Annotated in this window: 12 protein-coding genes; 6 read left to right on the top strand and 6 right to left on the bottom strand. The window is 68.8% G+C overall.

All coding sequences use genetic code 11. The features are described 5' to 3' along the window. Positions 1 to 16: 16 nt before the first annotated feature. From JHL17_RS13460 to JHL17_RS13445, 4 genes are all read left to right on the top strand, one after another. Positions 17 to 1,759 (top strand): acetolactate synthase catalytic subunit, encoded by a 1,743-nt coding sequence (locus JHL17_RS13460; RefSeq protein WP_200193891.1) that lies wholly within the window; start codon positions 17 to 19, stop codon positions 1,757 to 1,759. Positions 1,760 to 1,787: 28 nt separating this feature from the next. Continuing rightward, a complete protein-coding gene (locus JHL17_RS13455) occupies positions 1,788 to 2,789 on the top strand; it encodes a dihydroxyacetone kinase subunit DhaK (RefSeq protein WP_200193889.1) in 1,002 nt (333 codons plus the stop codon). A 1-nt stretch (position 2,790) separates the two neighbouring features. Continuing rightward, positions 2,791 to 3,441 carry a DAK2 domain-containing protein gene (locus JHL17_RS13450; protein WP_200193887.1) on the top strand — a complete coding sequence of 217 codons (651 nt, stop codon included), beginning with the start codon at positions 2,791 to 2,793 and terminating at the stop codon, positions 3,439 to 3,441. A gap of 235 nt (positions 3,442 to 3,676) precedes the next feature. Next, a complete protein-coding gene (locus tag JHL17_RS13445) occupies positions 3,677 to 5,965 on the top strand; it encodes a putative bifunctional diguanylate cyclase/phosphodiesterase (RefSeq protein WP_247893524.1) in 2,289 nt (762 codons plus the stop codon). Between the two features lie 28 nt (positions 5,966 to 5,993). Here the strand turns inward: JHL17_RS13445 and JHL17_RS13440 are convergent, their stop codons facing one another. Both JHL17_RS13440 and JHL17_RS13435 read right to left on the bottom strand, forming a co-directional pair. Continuing rightward, the gene (locus tag JHL17_RS13440) at positions 5,994 to 7,685 is read right to left on the bottom strand and encodes an ATP-binding protein (protein WP_200193882.1); all 1,692 of its coding nucleotides are present in this window, start codon (positions 7,683 to 7,685) and stop codon (positions 5,994 to 5,996) included. Positions 7,686 to 7,741: 56 nt separating this feature from the next. Continuing rightward, positions 7,742 to 8,731 carry a BMP family ABC transporter substrate-binding protein gene (locus tag JHL17_RS13435; RefSeq protein ID WP_200193880.1) on the bottom strand — a complete coding sequence of 330 codons (990 nt, stop codon included), beginning with the start codon at positions 8,729 to 8,731 and terminating at the stop codon, positions 7,742 to 7,744. A 301-nt stretch (positions 8,732 to 9,032) separates the two neighbouring features. Here JHL17_RS13435 and JHL17_RS13430 point away from each other — a divergent pair, with 301 nt between their 5' ends. Continuing rightward, entirely contained in the window at positions 9,033 to 9,782 is a 750-nt protein-coding gene (locus JHL17_RS13430; RefSeq protein WP_200193879.1) for a substrate-binding periplasmic protein, read from the top strand. Positions 9,783 to 9,837: 55 nt separating this feature from the next. Continuing rightward, positions 9,838 to 11,403 (top strand): methyl-accepting chemotaxis protein, encoded by a 1,566-nt coding sequence (locus JHL17_RS13425; protein WP_200193877.1) that lies wholly within the window; start codon positions 9,838 to 9,840, stop codon positions 11,401 to 11,403. Between the two features lie 163 nt (positions 11,404 to 11,566). On the opposite strand, the gene JHL17_RS13420 is transcribed toward JHL17_RS13425, so the two are convergent. The 4 genes from JHL17_RS13420 to JHL17_RS13405 form a co-directional block, all read right to left on the bottom strand. Further along, on the bottom strand, positions 11,567 to 12,898 hold the full coding sequence (locus tag JHL17_RS13420) for an MFS transporter (protein WP_200193874.1): 1,332 nt from the start codon (positions 12,896 to 12,898) through the stop codon (positions 11,567 to 11,569). Between the two features lie 236 nt (positions 12,899 to 13,134). Further along, positions 13,135 to 13,866 carry an SDR family oxidoreductase gene (locus JHL17_RS13415; protein ID WP_200193872.1) on the bottom strand — a complete coding sequence of 244 codons (732 nt, stop codon included), beginning with the start codon at positions 13,864 to 13,866 and terminating at the stop codon, positions 13,135 to 13,137. A 31-nt stretch (positions 13,867 to 13,897) separates the two neighbouring features. Next, positions 13,898 to 15,007, bottom strand: a complete 1,110-nt coding sequence (locus JHL17_RS13410; RefSeq protein WP_200193870.1) for an enolase C-terminal domain-like protein — start codon at positions 15,005 to 15,007, stop codon at positions 13,898 to 13,900. Between the two features lie 180 nt (positions 15,008 to 15,187). Further along, the gene (locus JHL17_RS13405) at positions 15,188 to 15,877 is read right to left on the bottom strand and encodes a GntR family transcriptional regulator (protein WP_200193868.1); all 690 of its coding nucleotides are present in this window, start codon (positions 15,875 to 15,877) and stop codon (positions 15,188 to 15,190) included. Between the last annotated feature and the right edge of the window lie 375 nt (positions 15,878 to 16,252).

Genomic DNA, 16,252 nt, shown 5'->3' with positions numbered 1-16,252 from the left:
CCTTCGGAGGACACGCATGGATACCCATCTCGCCGCGGCCAAGCCGGTCGAAGGCTCCAACCGCACCGGCGCCCATGTCTTCGCGGCCGCCCTGAAGCGTCACGGCGTCGAGATGATCTTCGGGCAGAGCATCCCGTCGGCCCTGTTCCTGGTGGCGCCGGAATTCGGCATCCGACAGATCGGCTACCGCACCGAGAACGCCGGCACCGCCATGGCCGACGCTTACGCCCGCGTCAGCCACAAGGTCCCCGTCGTCACCGCCCAGAACGGTCCTGCCGCGACGCTGCTCGTCGCCGGCCTCGCCGAGGCGCTCAAGGCCAGCGTGCCGATCGTCGCCATCGTCCAGGATGTGCACCGCAAGCAGACCGACAAGAACGCCTTCCAGGAACTCGACCATCTGGAGCTGTTCCGCGGCTGCGCCAAATGGATCAAGCGCGTCTCGGAGGTCGAGCGCATCGACGACTATGTCGACATGGCCTTCACTGCCGCCGCTTCGGGCCGTCCGGGCCCGGCGGTGCTGATCGCGCCGATCGACCTGTTCAACGACGTGCCCGCTCCCGGCACCGGCGAGCGCGTCGCCTCGCTCGGCCGGTTCCCGCTCGACCGCGTCGCCGCCGATCCGGCGCGGGTGCGCGAGGCCGCGGCCCTGCTCGCCGCGGCCAAGGCGCCGCTGGTCATCGCCGGCGGCGGCATCCACCTGTCCGACGCCGCCGCCGAACTGGCGGCGCTCCAGGACCGCGCGTCGTTGCCCGTCGCCACCACCGCCATGGGCAAGGGGGCGGTGGACGAGCGTCATCCGCTGTCGCTCGGTCCGGTCGGCTATTTCATGGGCACCGGCGGCCGCACCCGCCACCTCCGCCCGATGGTCGAGGACGCCGACGTCATCCTGCTGATCGGCAACCGCACCAACCAGAACGGCACCGACAGCTGGTCGCTCTACCCGAAGACCGCCCGCTTCATCCATCTCGACGTCGACGGGCAGGAGATCGGCCGCAACTACGAGGCGCTGCGGCTGGTCGGCGACGCCAAGCTGACCCTGGCCGCCCTGGCCGAGGCCCTGGAGGGTGAGGATCTCTCCGCCCGTCACGCCGCCCGGCCGAAGGTGGAGAAACAGATCGCCGCCGGTCTGGCCGCCTGGAAGGACGACGTCGCCCGTGCCATTCCGATGGATGCGGCACCGGTCCGGCCCGAGCGCCTCATGCGCGACCTCGACAGCGTCCTGACCCCGGAGACCATCGTGGTCGCCGACGCCAGCTACTCCTCCATCTGGGTCGCCAACTACCTGACCTCGCGCAAGCCAGGCATGCGCTTCGTCACCCCGCGCGGTCTGGCCGGGCTCGGCTGGGGACTGCCTTTCGCACTCGGTGCCAAATGTGCCCGGCCGGATGCCCCGGTCTTCGCGCTGGTCGGCGACGGCGGCTTCGCCCATGTCTGGTCGGAGCTGGAGACCGCCCGGCGCATGGGGCTGAACGTCGTGGTCGCCGTGCTGAACAACCAGATCCTCGGCTACCAGAAGCACGCGGAGAAAGTGCTGTTCAACGACTACTCCGACGTCTGCGACTTCGCCGCCGTCGACCATGCCGCCATCGCCCGGGCCTGCGGCTGCGCCGGCGAGCGCATCGAGACGCCCGACGCCTTCCTGCCGGCGCTGCAGCGGGCGCTGGCCGCCGGCACCACCACGGTGCTGGACATCGTCACCGAACAGCGCGCCCACCCGCCGGTCACGATGTTCGAAGGCAATGCCCGGCTGAACTATTGAGCCGACCTTGGCTTCAGGGAGGAATGCCATGAAGAAGATCCTCAACAACCCCGCCGATTATGTGGATGAGATGCTGGATGGGCTGGTCGCCGCCCATCCGGAGAGCTATCGCCGCCTCGGCGAGGGCGGACGGGTGATCGCCAGGGCCGGTGGGCCGGTGCAGGGCAAGGTCGGCATCGTGTCGGGCGGCGGGTCCGGCCATCTGCCGACCTTCACCGGCTATGTCGGGCCGGGGCTGCTCGACGCCTGTTCCATTGGCAACGTCTTCGCCGGTCCCAGCGTCGGCGATTGCGTGGATGCCATGCGGGCGGCCGATGGCGGGGCCGGTGTGCTGCGGCTCTACGGCAATTATGGCGGCGACCGCATGAACTTCGACATGGCCGGCGAGATGCTGGAAATGGAGGGGATGGAGACGACCAGCGTGCTGGTCGCCGACGACGTCGCCAGTGCCGGGCCGGAGGAGCGGGCCAAGCGGCGCGGCGTCGCCGGGCTGGTCTACGCCTACAAGATCGCCGGCGCCATGGCCGAGCGGCCGGGAACGACGCTGGGCGAGGTCACCGCGGCGGCGCGCAAGGCGGTTTCGGCGACCGCCAGCATCGGCGTCGCGCTGACTCCCTGCATCGTCCCGGAATCGGGCAAGCCGACCTTCTCCATCGCCGACGACGAGATGGAGATGGGCATGGGCATCCACGGCGAGCCCGGGATCTGGCGCGGCCCGCTGCGCCGCGCCGACGAGATCGCCGGGGAGATGCTGGACCGGCTGCTCGCCGACACCGGCATCGGCCGGGGCGAGCGGGTGTCGGTCTTGGTCAACTCGCTGGGCGCCACGCCGCATGAGGAGCTGTACATCCTCTACCGCCACCTCGCCCGCCGGCTGGCCGAGGCCGGCGTGACGGTCGGCCTGCCGCTGGTCGGGCGCTATGCCACCTCGATGGAGATGGCCGGCGCCTCGCTGACGCTGCTGCGTCTCGACGGGGAGCTGGAAGCGCTGCTGCGCGCCCCGGCCAACTGCCCGTTCTGGAGCCTGTGAGATGGATGCAACCGACAACGGACTGACGGTGGCGGTGCTGGCGGCGGCGCTCGACCGCTGGGCGGATCGAATGGACACGGCGGCCGACGAGTTGAATGCCCTCGACGCCCGGCTGGGCGACGGCGATCTCGGTGCCACGCTCGGGAAATGCGCCCAGAACATCCGTGCAATCCGCCCCGGCCTGGATGCCACCAGCGACGGCGACCTCGGCCAAGCCTTCAAGACCTGCGCGATGGCATGCTCCAAGGCGTCGGGATCGAGCTTCGGCACCTTGCTGGCGGTGGCCTTCCTCACGGCGGCCAAGGCGACGGCCGGGCGAAGCGCCCTGCCATGTTCCGAACTGCCGCAACTGCTGGGAGACATACTGGGCGCGCTCTCGGCCCGCGGCGGCGCGGCCTTGGGTGACAAGACCGTGCTCGATCCGCTGGACGCGGTGCGTGCGGCGTTGGCCTCACTCGCCGCTGCGGAACGGGACGATCCCGCCACACGGCACGCGGCGGCGGTCCGGGCCACCGAGCGGACGATCGAGGTCTTCCGGGACAAGCCGAACCGCATCGGACGCGCCCGCATGTTCGCCGAGCGGTCGGTCGGGCTGGACGACCCTGGCATGATCGCCTTCCGCCACATGGTCGAAAGCCTCAAGCCGGCCTGAACCTCCGGCTTGATCGGGGCCACCACGCCATTCGTCGATCGAGGAGACCGTCAGGCGCCGGTCGAAGCCGCCTGACGGTCTCGAACCTCCCGGTTTTGCGACGGGGAACGCCGAAGTCCGTCACATAATCTTCTCCCATCCGTCATGATCGTACACCCTTCGAGGTAATAACTTCGTCGTGATGGAACGGGTGCGGGCCGGGCGGTCATAGATGGAAGCGTCCACGGAAAACGACATGCTGGACATCATCGAGGATGATGGACAGACCGGCGGCACGGCAACCGGGCGGGCGTGGCGCCTGCTGCTGGTCGATGACGACGACGTCGTCCATGCCTCGACGAAATACTCGCTTCACGACGTGGAGACCCTCGGCCGCCGGCTGGAGCTGACCCATGCGAAATCGGCGGCCGAAGCCCACGCGATCCTGCGCGAGGACGACGATTTCGCCATCATCCTGCTCGACGTGGTGATGGAGACGCCGGATGCGGGGCTGAAGCTGGTCCGCATCATCCGCGAGGAGTTGAAGCTGACCACCCTGCGGATCATCCTGCGCACTGGCCAGCCGGGCTACGCTCCCGAACTGGCGGTCATCCGCGACTACGACATCGACGATTACCGGACCAAGTCGGAACTGACGCGCAACCGGCTGCTGACCTCGCTGTTCACGGCGCTGCGCGCCTACAGCCACATCCATGCGCTGGAGTTGAGCCGCAAGGGGCTGGAACGGATCATCGCCGCCTCCGCCGGCCTGTTCCGGCGCAGCTCGCTGCGCTCCTTCTGCGAGGGCATCCTGCTTCAGCTCGGCGGCCTTCTCGACGTCGAGGCGAACGGCTTCGTCCTCGCCCGCCTCGCACCGACACCGGCCCTGGCGGCTACCGGCAGCAGTGACTGCGGAGAGCCGCTCATTCTCGCGGCGGCCGGCCCGTTCCGGCACCTGTCCGGGACGCGGCTCGGCCGCGTGGACGACGAGCCGCTGCGCACCCTGATCGCGTCGGCCCTGGAGGGCAAGCGGAGCGTTTATCTGGACAGCGCCACGGTGCTCTACATCCCCGGCCAGTCCGGGGACGATCTGGCGATCTACGTCGCGACCGGCCGGGAGATCGGGCCGGACGTCCGCCGCCTGCTGGAGGTCTTCTGCTCCAACGTGGCGCTCGGCTTCGACAACGTGTCCCTCCTCGACGACGTGCGGTCGCTCGCCTATTACGACCAGCTGACCGGGCTGCCCAACCGCACGCTCTTCCTGGAGGAAATCGGCGGCCGGCTGGCGGAACGGTCCGCGGCCGGCGACGCGCTGGCCGTACTGCTTCTCGACCTCGACCATTTCCAGGCGGTCAACGACGGGCTCGGGCACGAGGCCGGCGACAGGCTGCTGATGGCTGTGGCGAACCGGCTCTGCTCCGTCTTCGGCGACCGGAACGCCGTCAGCCGGATCGCCAGCGACATGTTCGGCGTGCTGGTCCGGCTGAAGCGGACCACCGACCAGCGGGAGCTGGTCCGGGCGATCGAGCTTTGCTTCGTCGATCCCTTCACCATCAACGGACACCCCATCGCCACCCGGGTATCGGGCGGCTACGTCCTGGCCGAGGAGGGCGAACGGGTCGGGAAGCAGGATGTCCACCGGCTGGTCCGCCGGGCGGGAATGGCCCTGAAGGGCGCCAAACGCGGCGGGCGCGGACGCATCCTGCGCTTCGATCCGGTGATGGAGGAGGAGCTGCACGGGCGGCTCTCGCTGGTCAGCCGCCTGGCCGAGGCGCAGTCCAACGGGCAATTCTCCCTGGTCTACCAGCCGCAGCTCGCCCTGTCGGACGGGACCACCTTCGGAAGCGAGGCGCTGCTGCGCTGGCAGCTGCCGGAAGGAGGCTGGGTGCCGCCCGACCGGTTCATCCCGGTCGCCGAGGATGCCGGCCATATCCTCAGCCTGGGCGAATGGGTGCTGCGGCAGGCCTGCCTCGCACAGGTCCGCTGGCGCGACGGCGCCGTCGGACGGCTCCGCATGGCGGTCAACGTGTCGGTGCGCCAGCTGCGCGACGAGAATTTCGTCCGCGGCGCCGAACGCATCCTGACCGCCTGCAACGCCGACCCACGCGACATCGAACTGGAGATCACCGAAAGCCACGCGATGGAGAACGACCAGGTCCTCGCCATGGTCCGGGTCCTCCGCGGCATGGGGTTCAGCATCGCCATCGACGATTTCGGCACCGGCTACTCGTCGCTGTCGCGGCTCCAGCAGTTGCCGGCCTCCGTCCTCAAGATCGACCGTTCCTTCGTCACCGATCTCGGCACGCTCCCGGAAAGCCGCAGCATCGCGGCGACCATCGTGAAGGTCGGCCACGAGCTGGGGATGACCGTCCTCGCCGAAGGGGTCGAAACGGCGGAGCAGGAGGAGATCCTGCGGTCGCTCGGCTGCGACGCCGTTCAGGGCTATCTCTACGCCAAGCCGATGCCGGCGGAGCGGTTCGAACGCTGGATCCTCGAACGATCGCCGGAACGTTCGCCGGAACAGTCGCCGGCAACGGTTTCCTGACCGCCGCCGGCCAACCGCCCGCGCCGGTTCACGGCGCCACGGCCGCCGGCCCGTCGGCCGTCTCATGCTCCGGCTGCCGGGGGGCCTCCAGCGGCAGCAGGATCGAGAACCGGGTTCCCTCGCCGACCCGGCTCTCCACCGCGACCGTCCCGCCGAGAACCCGCGTGACGATCGCATAGACGATGTGCAGGCCGAGCCCGCTGCCGCCCGCACCGAGCTTCGTCGTGAAGAACGGATCGAAGATCCGCGGCAGGATCGCCGCCGGGATGCCCGCCCCGTCGTCGGCCACCGTCAGGGTCGCGTGCCGGCCGTCCTCCTCCAGCACCGCCCCGATCATGATGGTGCCCGCCACCGTCGCGTCGGCGAAGGCATGGAGCATGGCGTTCGCCATCAGGTTGGTCAGGACCTGGCCGAGAGCGCCGGGGAAGCTGTCCATCACCACGCCGCCGGGCAGGTCCAGGGCGATGGACACCGGGGAATGCCGGTAGGTCGGACGCAGCATGGCGACGACCTCGCCGCAGACCACGTCGAGGCCGAAGCGGCGGCGCAGTTCGCCGGTCTGGTCGACGGCCACGCGCTTGAAACGTCCGATCAGGTCGGACGCGCGCAGCAGGTTGCCGACCAGCAACTGGCTGGCCGTGCCGAAGCTGTCGGAATAGTCCCGGATGACCGACCGGCGCAACTCCTTGCCCTGGAGGATGGCCTGGAATTCCGCGACCCTGTCCGAAAGCGTGGTCGCCACCGTCAGGCCGTTGCCGATCGGCGTGTTGATCTCGTGCGCGATGGCCGCGACCATGCCGCCGAGGGCGGCCAGCTTCTCCGACCGGATCAGCTCGTCCTGCGCCCGCTTCAGGGTTTCCAGCGTCGCGCTCAGCTCCTCGGTGCGCTTCGCGACCGTCTCCTCGATCACCTCCATATGGCGGGCCTGGCGTTCGATGAAGTCCAGGCGCTCCTCCGCGTGCTGCTTCAGGGTGGCGAGCGCGGCCGCCATCCGCCCGACCTCGTCCCGGCGGTCGATGCGCGGAATCCGCAGATCCACCCGCCCGGCCGCCAGGACCGCCATGCCGTCGGTCATCTGGCGGATCGGCGCGGTCACGCCGCGGACGATGGCCGCCAGCAGGCCGCACACCACGACCAGCAGGCCGAAGCCGCTCAAGGCGATGGCCCAGGCCCGGCTGCTGATGGTCTGCTCCGCCCGCGCCGTCGTCAGGCGAAGCTCGAGCTGGCCGATCCGCTGGCTCCCGGCCGCTTCGCCGGCCGGCGTCCCCGCGGTCGGCTCCCCTGCGGCCCGCCCTTCCACGGACGGCCTGGTCAGCAGGACCCGTTCGACGATCAGCCCGCCCTGCGGCGGGACGGCATCCCCGAGCCTGAGGAAGACCGCGCCGCCGCTTTCGGTGATCACCGCGCCGGCAAAGTCGGGGTCCTCCGACAAGGGGCGCAGGATTGCCTGGGCCGCGACCCGGTCGACGTTCCACAGCGCGTCGCCGATCCCGCCGGCGAGAAGCGACACGGTCTGCCGGGCCCTCGCCTCCAGCGCCGTCCGGGCGTCCCGGTCGGAGAAGCTGATCGCCACCACCACCGCCAGACCGACCGCGAACAACAGGGGAAGGCAGATCATCCCGACGGTCCGGACCATCAGGCTTCCGGACAGGAAGGCGCCGATCCGGGCGAGACGGCCGGGCGGGCGCAGGCGAAGGAAACCGTCGGCGGGCAGCGGCATTGCGATCCTCGGTTGGTCGGCGACGCCGGCGGAGCGACCCCGGTCCGGAGGCCTCTTCAGCGGCAGGCGGGAACGAGCTCGGCCGGCCGCACCGCCGGCGCACCGCCGGCGATCTCCGCCGCCGCCGCATCGACCCGCGATGCCAGTCCGGCCACCAGGGCGGCGTTGGCCTCGTCCTTCGCCCAGTCGACGCCCTGTTCCGCCAACCCCAGATACTGCACCCCGGCCGTCCATTTCCCCTCATGGGCGTCCTTCAGGGCGAGGTAGGCCGCCACGTCGACCCGCTTCATCGCCGATGTCAGGACATGGCCGGGAAACAGGCCGTTCTGGTTGGTGTCCACGCCGATCCCCAGGCGTCCGGACGCCGCCATGGCCTCGAGCACGCCGATCCCGGCATAGCCGGCGGCGGCGAAAACGACGTCGGCGCCGTCGGCGACCAGTTGCTCCGTCACGCGGTGCGCCGCATCCTTGTCCCGAAAGGCGCTCGGCCCGGTTCCGAGGAAACGGCGAAGGAGTCGGATGGAGGGGCGGGCCGCCACGGCGCCCTGGATGAAGCCGCATTCGAACCGCTTGACCGGCGGAATGGGCATTCCGCCGACGAAGGCGACGGTTCCGGTTCCGCTCGCCAATCCCGCCGCCATGCCGACGAGATAGGCGGCCTCGTCCTCGCGGAAGAGGACGGAGCGCACGTTCGGCAGATCGACGCGACCATCGATCAGGGTGAAGTGGATTGCCGGGAATTCCTGCGCGACGGTAGAAACAGCGGCCTCGTTGACGAACCCGATCAGCAGGATGTTACGGATGCCGAACTCGGCGAAGGTCCGCATCGACCGGACGCTCTCCTCCTCGGTGCGGATGACGTTCTCGCGCGCATCGATGCCGGTTTCGGACTTGAAGCGCTGCAAGCCGCGCAGCGCCAGCTCGTTGAAGCCGCCGTCCGTCTTGGTGTTGTTGAAGACGATGGCGAACTGGCGGTCCGCCGGGACCTCGGCGCGGGCGGGCGGGAGCATGGCCAAGACGAGCAGCAGAATGAGGAGGAACGGCACCGGGATCACCCTGTTGCGATTGGGCTACCCCGAATGTCGCAGAGCTCGTTTGCGCCGGAATGATCGTCGCATGACATTTTTGCGAATATTGAAATGGAAGTGAAAAAATTCAGTCGACCAGATCTCAGGTCGACCATGCTCCAAATGGAAGATGAACTTTACATGAAATTGTATTCTGGAAATAGCTTCGTAACGAGCGGTTAATCGAACTGGTTCGAAAATGACGCGGCATATTTCATACCCTGACGCCCCATCCTCCCCTGCCTCTCCGCCGAGGCCGGGCACTCCCGGGAGTATTTCCATGGTTGGAAGAATTACGGGCCTCACCCTCGTGCTGGGCGGCGCCATCCTGGCCTGCGCAGTCGGAGCGAAGGCGGATACGGTTCGCCTGACGACGCTGGAATGGCCCCCCTATTCCGGCTCCCTGCCGGACAACGGCTTTTCCAGCATCGTGGTCCGCGAAGCGTTCAAGGCGATGGGGCATACGGTCAGCGTCGAGGTGCTGCCCTGGCAGCGCGCCGTTCACAGCGCCAAGGAAGAGCCCGGCGTGGTCGGGTATTTCCCGGAGTATCCGGCGGAACTCGACGGCTTCTCCCTCTCCGACCCGATCGGCGAGAGCCCGCTCGGCCTGATCGTTCCGGCCGGCGCCAAGATCGCCGATCCCAGCCCGCCGGGCCTCGCCCGCCTGAAGCTGGGCGTGGTCAACGGCTACGTGAACGCCAAGCCGGTGGGAGACGCCATCGCGACGAACGGCCTGAAGCCGGAGGCCGTGGTCGACGACACCACCAACATCCGCAAGGTCGCCGCCGGCCGCATCGAGGCGGCGGAGATCGACCGCTATGTCTTCTCCTACCTGATGCGCAACACCGCCGAGCTGCAATCCCTCCAGGGCAAGATCGAATTCGGCCCGATGCTCGAATCGAAGACGCTGCACGTCGCCTTCAACACCAAGCCGGAAGGGCGGAAATGGGCGGCGGTCTTCGCCGAAGGGCTGAAGAAGATCGACGTCGGCACCCTGCAGAAACAGCACCTGTCGGCGCTCGCGCAGTAACGTCGCCGCCTTGCCCCCGGTCTTGCGGGATAGGCCGCTTCATGAAGGAGTCGCGATGTTCGGAATCTACCGCCGCAATCTCACGGCCCGCGTCCTGGTGCCGATCGCCGCCCTGTTCGTCGTTCTCGCCCTGGGAGCGATGGCGGGCATCGCCTACATGAACATGGCCGTGGCACGCAACGGCCTTGCGGAGCGTGCGCAGATGATCGCGACGGCCCTTGCCGGCGGCGCCGGCGAGGCCCTGTGGAACATGGATGCCAACGCGGCGACGGTCCTGCTCGCCTCGCTGGCGGCCGATCCCGACTATGTCGGCAGCGCGATCAAGGACAAGGACGGCAAGATCTTCGCCGCCCACGGCGGCACGGCGGCCCAGCCGGAAGGCGGGATCGCCGGCAACGCTCCGGTGACCCGCAGGGAGGGCGCGAAGGCGGCCGAGATCGGAACGATCCAGGTCAGGCTGTCGACCCGGCGCATCCAGGACGACATCCGCGCGACCACCGCGGTCATCGCCCTGGCGGCCCTGCTGTCGGTCCTGGTGGTCTGCGGGGCTCTCGCCGCCATCGTCCGCACCGTCACGCGGCCGATCGCGCAGATGACCCAGGTGATGAGCGCGCTCGCCGCCGGCAGAACCGAAATCGAGGTTCCGGCCACCGGCCGCGAGGACGAGGTCGGCAAGATGGCCCTCGCCGTCCAAACCTTCCGGGAGAACGCCATCGAGCGGCGCCGGCTGGAAGCCGAACAGGGTCTCCTGCGCCAGGAGGCGGACCGGCAACGGCAGCAGGCGCTGACCTCGGTCGCCGACACCTTCGACCGCGACGTCGGACGCCTCCTGACCGGCGTCAACCAGACCGCCGCGTCCATGGGCCTGTCGGTCGGCGAGATGGCCGCCGGCGCCGGAGAGAACGCCTCCGTCAGCCAGACCGTGGCCCGGACCGCCGAGGAGGTCAGCAGCAACGTGCAAACCGTGGCTGCCGCGGTGGAGGAGCTCGCCGCATCGATCCGCGAGATCTCCATCCAGGCGCAAAGTTCCCAGACCGAATCGCAAGGCGCCAGCCGCCAGGTCGCCACCACCGTGGATCTCATGAACCGGCTGGTCGGCGACGCCGGGCGGATCGGCGACGTCTTGACCCTCATCACCTCCATCGCCGGCCAGACCAACTTGCTGGCGCTGAACGCGACCATCGAGGCCGCGCGCGCGGGAGAGGCCGGCAAGGGCTTCGCGGTGGTGGCGACCGAGGTGAAGAATCTCGCGGGCCAGACCGCCAAGGCCACGGAGGAGATCTCCGCCCTGATCGGAGCGATCCAGGCCTCGACCGGCGACGCCGCCGGCAAGATCGGTGACATCTCCCATGTCATGGGCCGGCTGAGCGCGATCAGCGCCTCGATCGCCGCAGCGGTCGAGCAGCAGAACTCGGCGACGACGGAAATCAGCCGTGCCGTCCAGCAGGCCGCCCAGGGAACCGAGCGGCTCCGCCAGAACGTCCGCACCGTCGCCGATTCCGCGCACCGCAACGGCACCGCCGCGGCAAACCTGCATGGCGGCATCCAGGATCTGGAGCGCAGCGTCCATGAATTCCACGCGCAGGTCGACCGCTTCGTCGGAACATTGCAGGCCGGTTGAGCGGAGCGGCGATCCGGACCGGCCACGACCCGAGGCGCGGCTCGATCCACGGCTTTCCGGCCGGAACCATCCGGTGCCCGGCCGCCCACCGGAACCCCATCACTGCGCAGCGACGCCGGCCGGCCACGAGGGATGCCGACCGGCCAGCGTCCGCGGGGGAAGGTCAGCGCGCGACGGACCGCGTCCGGATCACGGCGACCGCGACGATGGTCAGGGCACAGCAGGCCATCAGGTAGGCGGACACGTAGCGCGGGCTGCCGCCGGCAGCGGCCACCAGCGCGGAGGCGATGAAGGGCGTCGGCCCGGCGATCAGCAGGCTGTTGATTTCCCGCGTCATCGCGATGCCGGAGAAGCGGTAGCGCGTCGGGAAGAGATTGGCCAGGAAGGCACCCTGGGCGCCGGCCAGTCCGCCGAAGCCGAGGCCGTAGCCGAGGCTCATCGCCAGCGTCGCCAGCACCACGTTCCCCGTGTCGAGCAGCGCGAAGAAGGGAATGGCGAACAGGAAGGTGAAGGCCGCCCCGAAGATGTAGACCTTGGCGTTGCCGATCCGGTCGGCGATGGCGCCTATGACCGGCGTCGCGACGACGCCGGTGAGAGCCGCGATCACCACGGCGCTGAGCGCCTCCACCCGCGGCATGCCCAGCGTGTTGGTCATGTAGCTGAGCGAGAACGCGCTCAGGATATAGGCGTTGGCATTGTGGCCGGTGACGGAGAGGAAACCGAACAGCAGCTCCTTCGGCGAATGGCGCAGCAGCTCTCCGACCGGGACCTTGTGCTCCTGCCGCTCGCGGGCGGCGCGCTCCATCGCCTCGACATATTCCGGCGTCTCGTCGAGGTTGCGGCGGATGTAGAGCGCCACGAAGAACAGCACGCCGGAGATCAGGAAGGGCATCCGCCACCCCCAACCCATCAGCATCGGCTCCGGCATGTAGGACACCGCGAGGAAGCACAGCGTCGCCAGCATGATGCCGACCACCGTCGCCGACTGGAGGATGGCGGTGAGCATGCTCCGATGCTCCGGTGCAGCATATTCCGAGACGAGGGTGACGGCGCCGGCATATTCCGCCCCCGCCCCGAAGCCCTGCAACAGCCGGAAGACCACCAGCAGGATGGGCGCCAGGATGCCGATGTCGCCATAGGTCGGCAGCAGCCCCATGGCGACGGTGGCCAACCCCATGGAGGCGATGGTGAAGACCAGGGCCGGCTTGCGCCCGAACCGGTCGCCGAAATGCGCGATGACGACTCCGCCCAGCGGCCGGGAGAAGAAGCCGACGGCGAAGGTGGCGAAGGCCGCGAGGAGGCCGCCCAGTTCGGAGAATTGCGGGAAGAACAGCCTGTTGATGACCAGCCCGGACGCCGCCCCGTAGAGCGCATAGTCGAACCATTCGATGACGGTGCCGACGACTGCCGCAGTCACCGCCCGCCGCACATTCGCACGGCGGGGCGCCGCGGCTCGGCTGCCGGCCTCCGCGGTGGTGTCTTGAGCGGTGGACATGCGGATGATTCCTTCCTGCGCCCCTTCCGGGGGCGGTGGCGCCGACGCGTCCGGGGCCTCGGCCACCGGCGTCTCGCCTTCGGAATAGCACGCTCACGGCACAAGGTCAGGCAGGCAAAGGCTCCGGGACGCCGCCACGCATCCGCCGCCGCCGGCATTCGAGCGAAACCTTGCCCGGCGGCATCACACGCTCCACCTCCGGTCGTTATCGCCCGCGCCTCGTTGTTCGAGTGATGTCAGGCGGCCCAGCCGCCGTCGATCACATGGATCTGGCCGGTCGTATAGGCGGCACCGGCCAGATAGAGGACGAGGTCGGCGATATCCTCCGGCGTTCCGATGGGTTGCCGCGCCACGAAGGCGGCGCGGGGCGCCTTGTACTCGCCCTGGCCGCCCGGCCGGTCCTGCCGGGAAGCGTTCTCCACCGTCCCAGGGCAGATCGCGTTGCAGCGGATGCCGCGCGCCACATAGTCCGCCGCGACGGATTTCGTCAATCCGATCACCGCGGCCTTGGTGACGCTGTAGGCGAAGCGGTTCGGCACCGCCTTCACGCTGCTGGCCACCGACGCCATGTTGATGATGCTGCCGTCCCCCCGCTCCAGCATGCCGGGCAGCACGGCCCGGATGCTGCGGGCCATCGCCTTGACGTTGAGGTCGAAGGCCAGGTCCAGGTCCGCGTCGCCGCATTCCAGCACCGTGCCGTTCTGCACGACGCCCGTGCAGTTGAACAGCACGTCGATGCGGCCGATCTCGGTCACCAGCCGCTCGATGGCGCCTTCGTCCAGAACATCGAGCCGGCAAAGCCGAAGCGCGCCTCCGCCGGCCGCCTCGCCCAGGCCGGCCAGCTTCCCCTCGTCCCGATCGATCGCCCAGACCCGGGCGCCGGCGCGGGCGAAGGCTTGGGCCGACGCCCGCCCGATGCCCTGACCGGCCGCGGTCACCAGCACGACCTTGTTTTCCAGATTCGACATGGTCGATCTCCCAATGCTGCCGTGACCGAGGTCAGTGGGCGGTGTGCGTGTGACGGTGCACGACGTACCGGTCGAGCGCCGCCCAGTCCCAGTCGATGCCGAGGCCCGGGACGTCCGACGGGATCGCCTTGCCGGCCTCGATCCGGATTTGCGAGGAGGTCACGAGGTCGAGCTGGGGGATGAACTCCAGCCAGCGGCTGTTCGGCACCGCGCAGCACAGGGGCAGGTGCAGTTCCATCAGGAAATGCGGGCAGACGGGCACGTTGAAGGCTTCCGCCATGTGGGCGACCTTCAGCCAGGGCGTGATGCCGCCGATGCGCCCGACATCGACCTGCAGGATGGAACAGGCGCCGCTCTGCAGGTAATCCTTGAACTGGGACAGGCTGTAGAGCGATTCGCCGACGGCGATGGGGACGCTGGTCGCGGCGGCGAGGCGGCGGTGCGCCTGGACGTCGTCGGCATGGATGGGCTCCTCGAACCAGGCTACGTCGAAGTCCTGGTAATGGCGGACGCGGCGGATCGCCTCGTCCAGGGTGAAGCCCTGATTGGCGTCGGTCATGATCTCCCAGCCGGCGCCGACCGCCTCGCGCACGGCGGCGATGCGCCGGACGTCCTCCGCCACATGCCGGCGCCCGACCTTCAGCTTGGTGCCGCCGAAGCCGCGCTCCTTGGCCCGCAGCGCTTCCTCGACCAGTTCGCGCTCCCCGATGTGGAGCCAGCCGCCCTCGGTGCAATAGAGGTCGATGCTTTCCTTTGCGCCGCCGGCCAGCCGATGAAGCGGCAGGAACGTCCGGCGGCCGCGCAGGTCCCACAGCGCCGTGTCGATGACGGCCAGCGCGATCGAGGTCAGGGCGCCGACCGTCGTGGCATGGACGCGGTAGAACAGGTCGCGCCAGATGCGCTCGACGTCGTCGGCCTCGCGGCCGATCAGCAACGGGACCAGATGGTCGTCGAGCAGCCTCACGACCGACGACCCGCCGGTTCCGATCGTGTAGCTGTAGCCGGTGCCGACGACACCGTCGGCATCGGTGATCCGCACCATCGGCGTTTCCTGGCACTCGAAGCTCTGGACGGCGTCGGTGCGCTTGGCTTTGGGTTTCAGGTCCGCTTGCAGGACCTCCACGGAAACGATCTTTGCCACCGGACGCGTCCTTCGTCGTTCTGTCTTGCGCGGTTTCGACGTGCTGTCTCTCGGTTGCGGCCCTGTCCCGGGCTGCGAAGGACGGGCGCAAGACGGCAAGGTCCGACGGCCGGTTACGCCGTCGGGCATGCACTGCGGTCGTTCGATGAAGGCGCCGGTGTTGCGGGCGCTTCCCCGGCGTCAGGCATCGGGCATCGTCGTCTCGCCGGAGGTCCAGCCGTCGTAACGCTGCCACGACATCCGCAAATGGCGCTCCAGCGCCGCGGCGGCGGCATCCTCGTCGCCCGACAGAACGGCGTTTAGGATCGCCCTGTGCTCCTCGATGACCGGCGCGATGTCTTGCGGAACCGTGCTGAAGAGGCGCGCATGATGCAGATGCGGGTGCAGACTGCGCACGCTTTGGGCCAGCACCTCGTTGCCGCAGGCATCCAGCATGGCGTCGTGGAAGTTCTCGTCCGCCTTGCTGGCCGACACGTATTCCCGCGCCCGCACGCCGAGCGTGCTCGATTCCAGCGCGCGGAGGCTGTCGGTCATCCGCTCGATCGCACCGGCCGGCCGGAGCCGCGCGACCTGCCTGACGGCCCATCCCTCGGCAAGGACGCGGAAGGTCAGCAGCTGTTCGAACCACTTGCGGGTCGGGACGGGAGTGACCGCGAAGCCCGCGAAGGTCGAGGACGTCACCAGCCCCATCGCCGATAGCCGCGTCAAGGCCTCGCGAATGGGCGACGAGCTGATGTCAAGCTCGCGCGAGATCGCGTCGATGTTCAAGCGCCCGCCCGGCTCGTACTCGCCGTCCAGAATGCGCTCCTGCAGCAGGTGCATGACCTGATCGGCAAGGGCGACGCGGGAAATGACAGGCTTCTTCGACATGATGCTCCCAGCTCGCTCCGGGAAGCCTAGCAATTGTCCAGTCTCTGGTCAATCATGCATCATGGATCGTGCACGATCCATGATGCGATACTGATTATGGTGCGGCTGCATGGTGGTTCGGTGGGGTCGTCGCCACTGTCTGGCAGATACGCGCTCGTTTCAAGCCACGCCTCCGCGTCGGAGGCGACCGTACTTGTCCCGGCTGATCACCGTCAGGGTGATGTTTCAATCCACGCCTCCGCGTAGGAGGCGACGCGGACAGGTCGTCCAGTAACAGGCTTTCGTCAATGTTTCAATCCACGCCTCCGCGTAGGCAGGGCTCCGAATCCGGGTTAACGGATTTTAACGGCGAGAATGGCGTCGAGGTAATCGGTG

The sequence above is a fragment of the Azospirillum endophyticum genome (genome assembly GCF_016595245.1).
In the GTDB taxonomy this organism is placed as follows: Bacteria; Pseudomonadota; Alphaproteobacteria; order Azospirillales; family Azospirillaceae; genus Azospirillum; species Azospirillum endophyticum.
This window is presented reverse-complemented; position numbering and strand designations above follow the sequence as displayed.

Coding starts and splice junctions, on each gene's coding strand:
- JHL17_RS13460 (WP_200193891.1), top strand. CDS start 17: ATGGATACCCATCTCGCCGCGGCCAAGCCGGTCGAAGGCTCCAACCGC.
- JHL17_RS13455 (WP_200193889.1), top strand. CDS start 1,788: ATGAAGAAGATCCTCAACAACCCCGCCGATTATGTGGATGAGATGCTG.
- JHL17_RS13450 (WP_200193887.1), top strand. CDS start 2,791: ATGGATGCAACCGACAACGGACTGACGGTGGCGGTGCTGGCGGCGGCG.
- JHL17_RS13445 (WP_247893524.1), top strand. CDS start 3,677: ATGCTGGACATCATCGAGGATGATGGACAGACCGGCGGCACGGCAACC.
- JHL17_RS13440 (WP_200193882.1), bottom strand. CDS start 7,685: ATGCCGCTGCCCGCCGACGGTTTCCTTCGCCTGCGCCCGCCCGGCCGT.
- JHL17_RS13430 (WP_200193879.1), top strand. CDS start 9,033: ATGGTTGGAAGAATTACGGGCCTCACCCTCGTGCTGGGCGGCGCCATC.
- JHL17_RS13425 (WP_200193877.1), top strand. CDS start 9,838: ATGTTCGGAATCTACCGCCGCAATCTCACGGCCCGCGTCCTGGTGCCG.
- JHL17_RS13420 (WP_200193874.1), bottom strand. CDS start 12,898: ATGTCCACCGCTCAAGACACCACCGCGGAGGCCGGCAGCCGAGCCGCG.
- JHL17_RS13415 (WP_200193872.1), bottom strand. CDS start 13,866: ATGTCGAATCTGGAAAACAAGGTCGTGCTGGTGACCGCGGCCGGTCAG.
- JHL17_RS13405 (WP_200193868.1), bottom strand. CDS start 15,877: ATGTCGAAGAAGCCTGTCATTTCCCGCGTCGCCCTTGCCGATCAGGTC.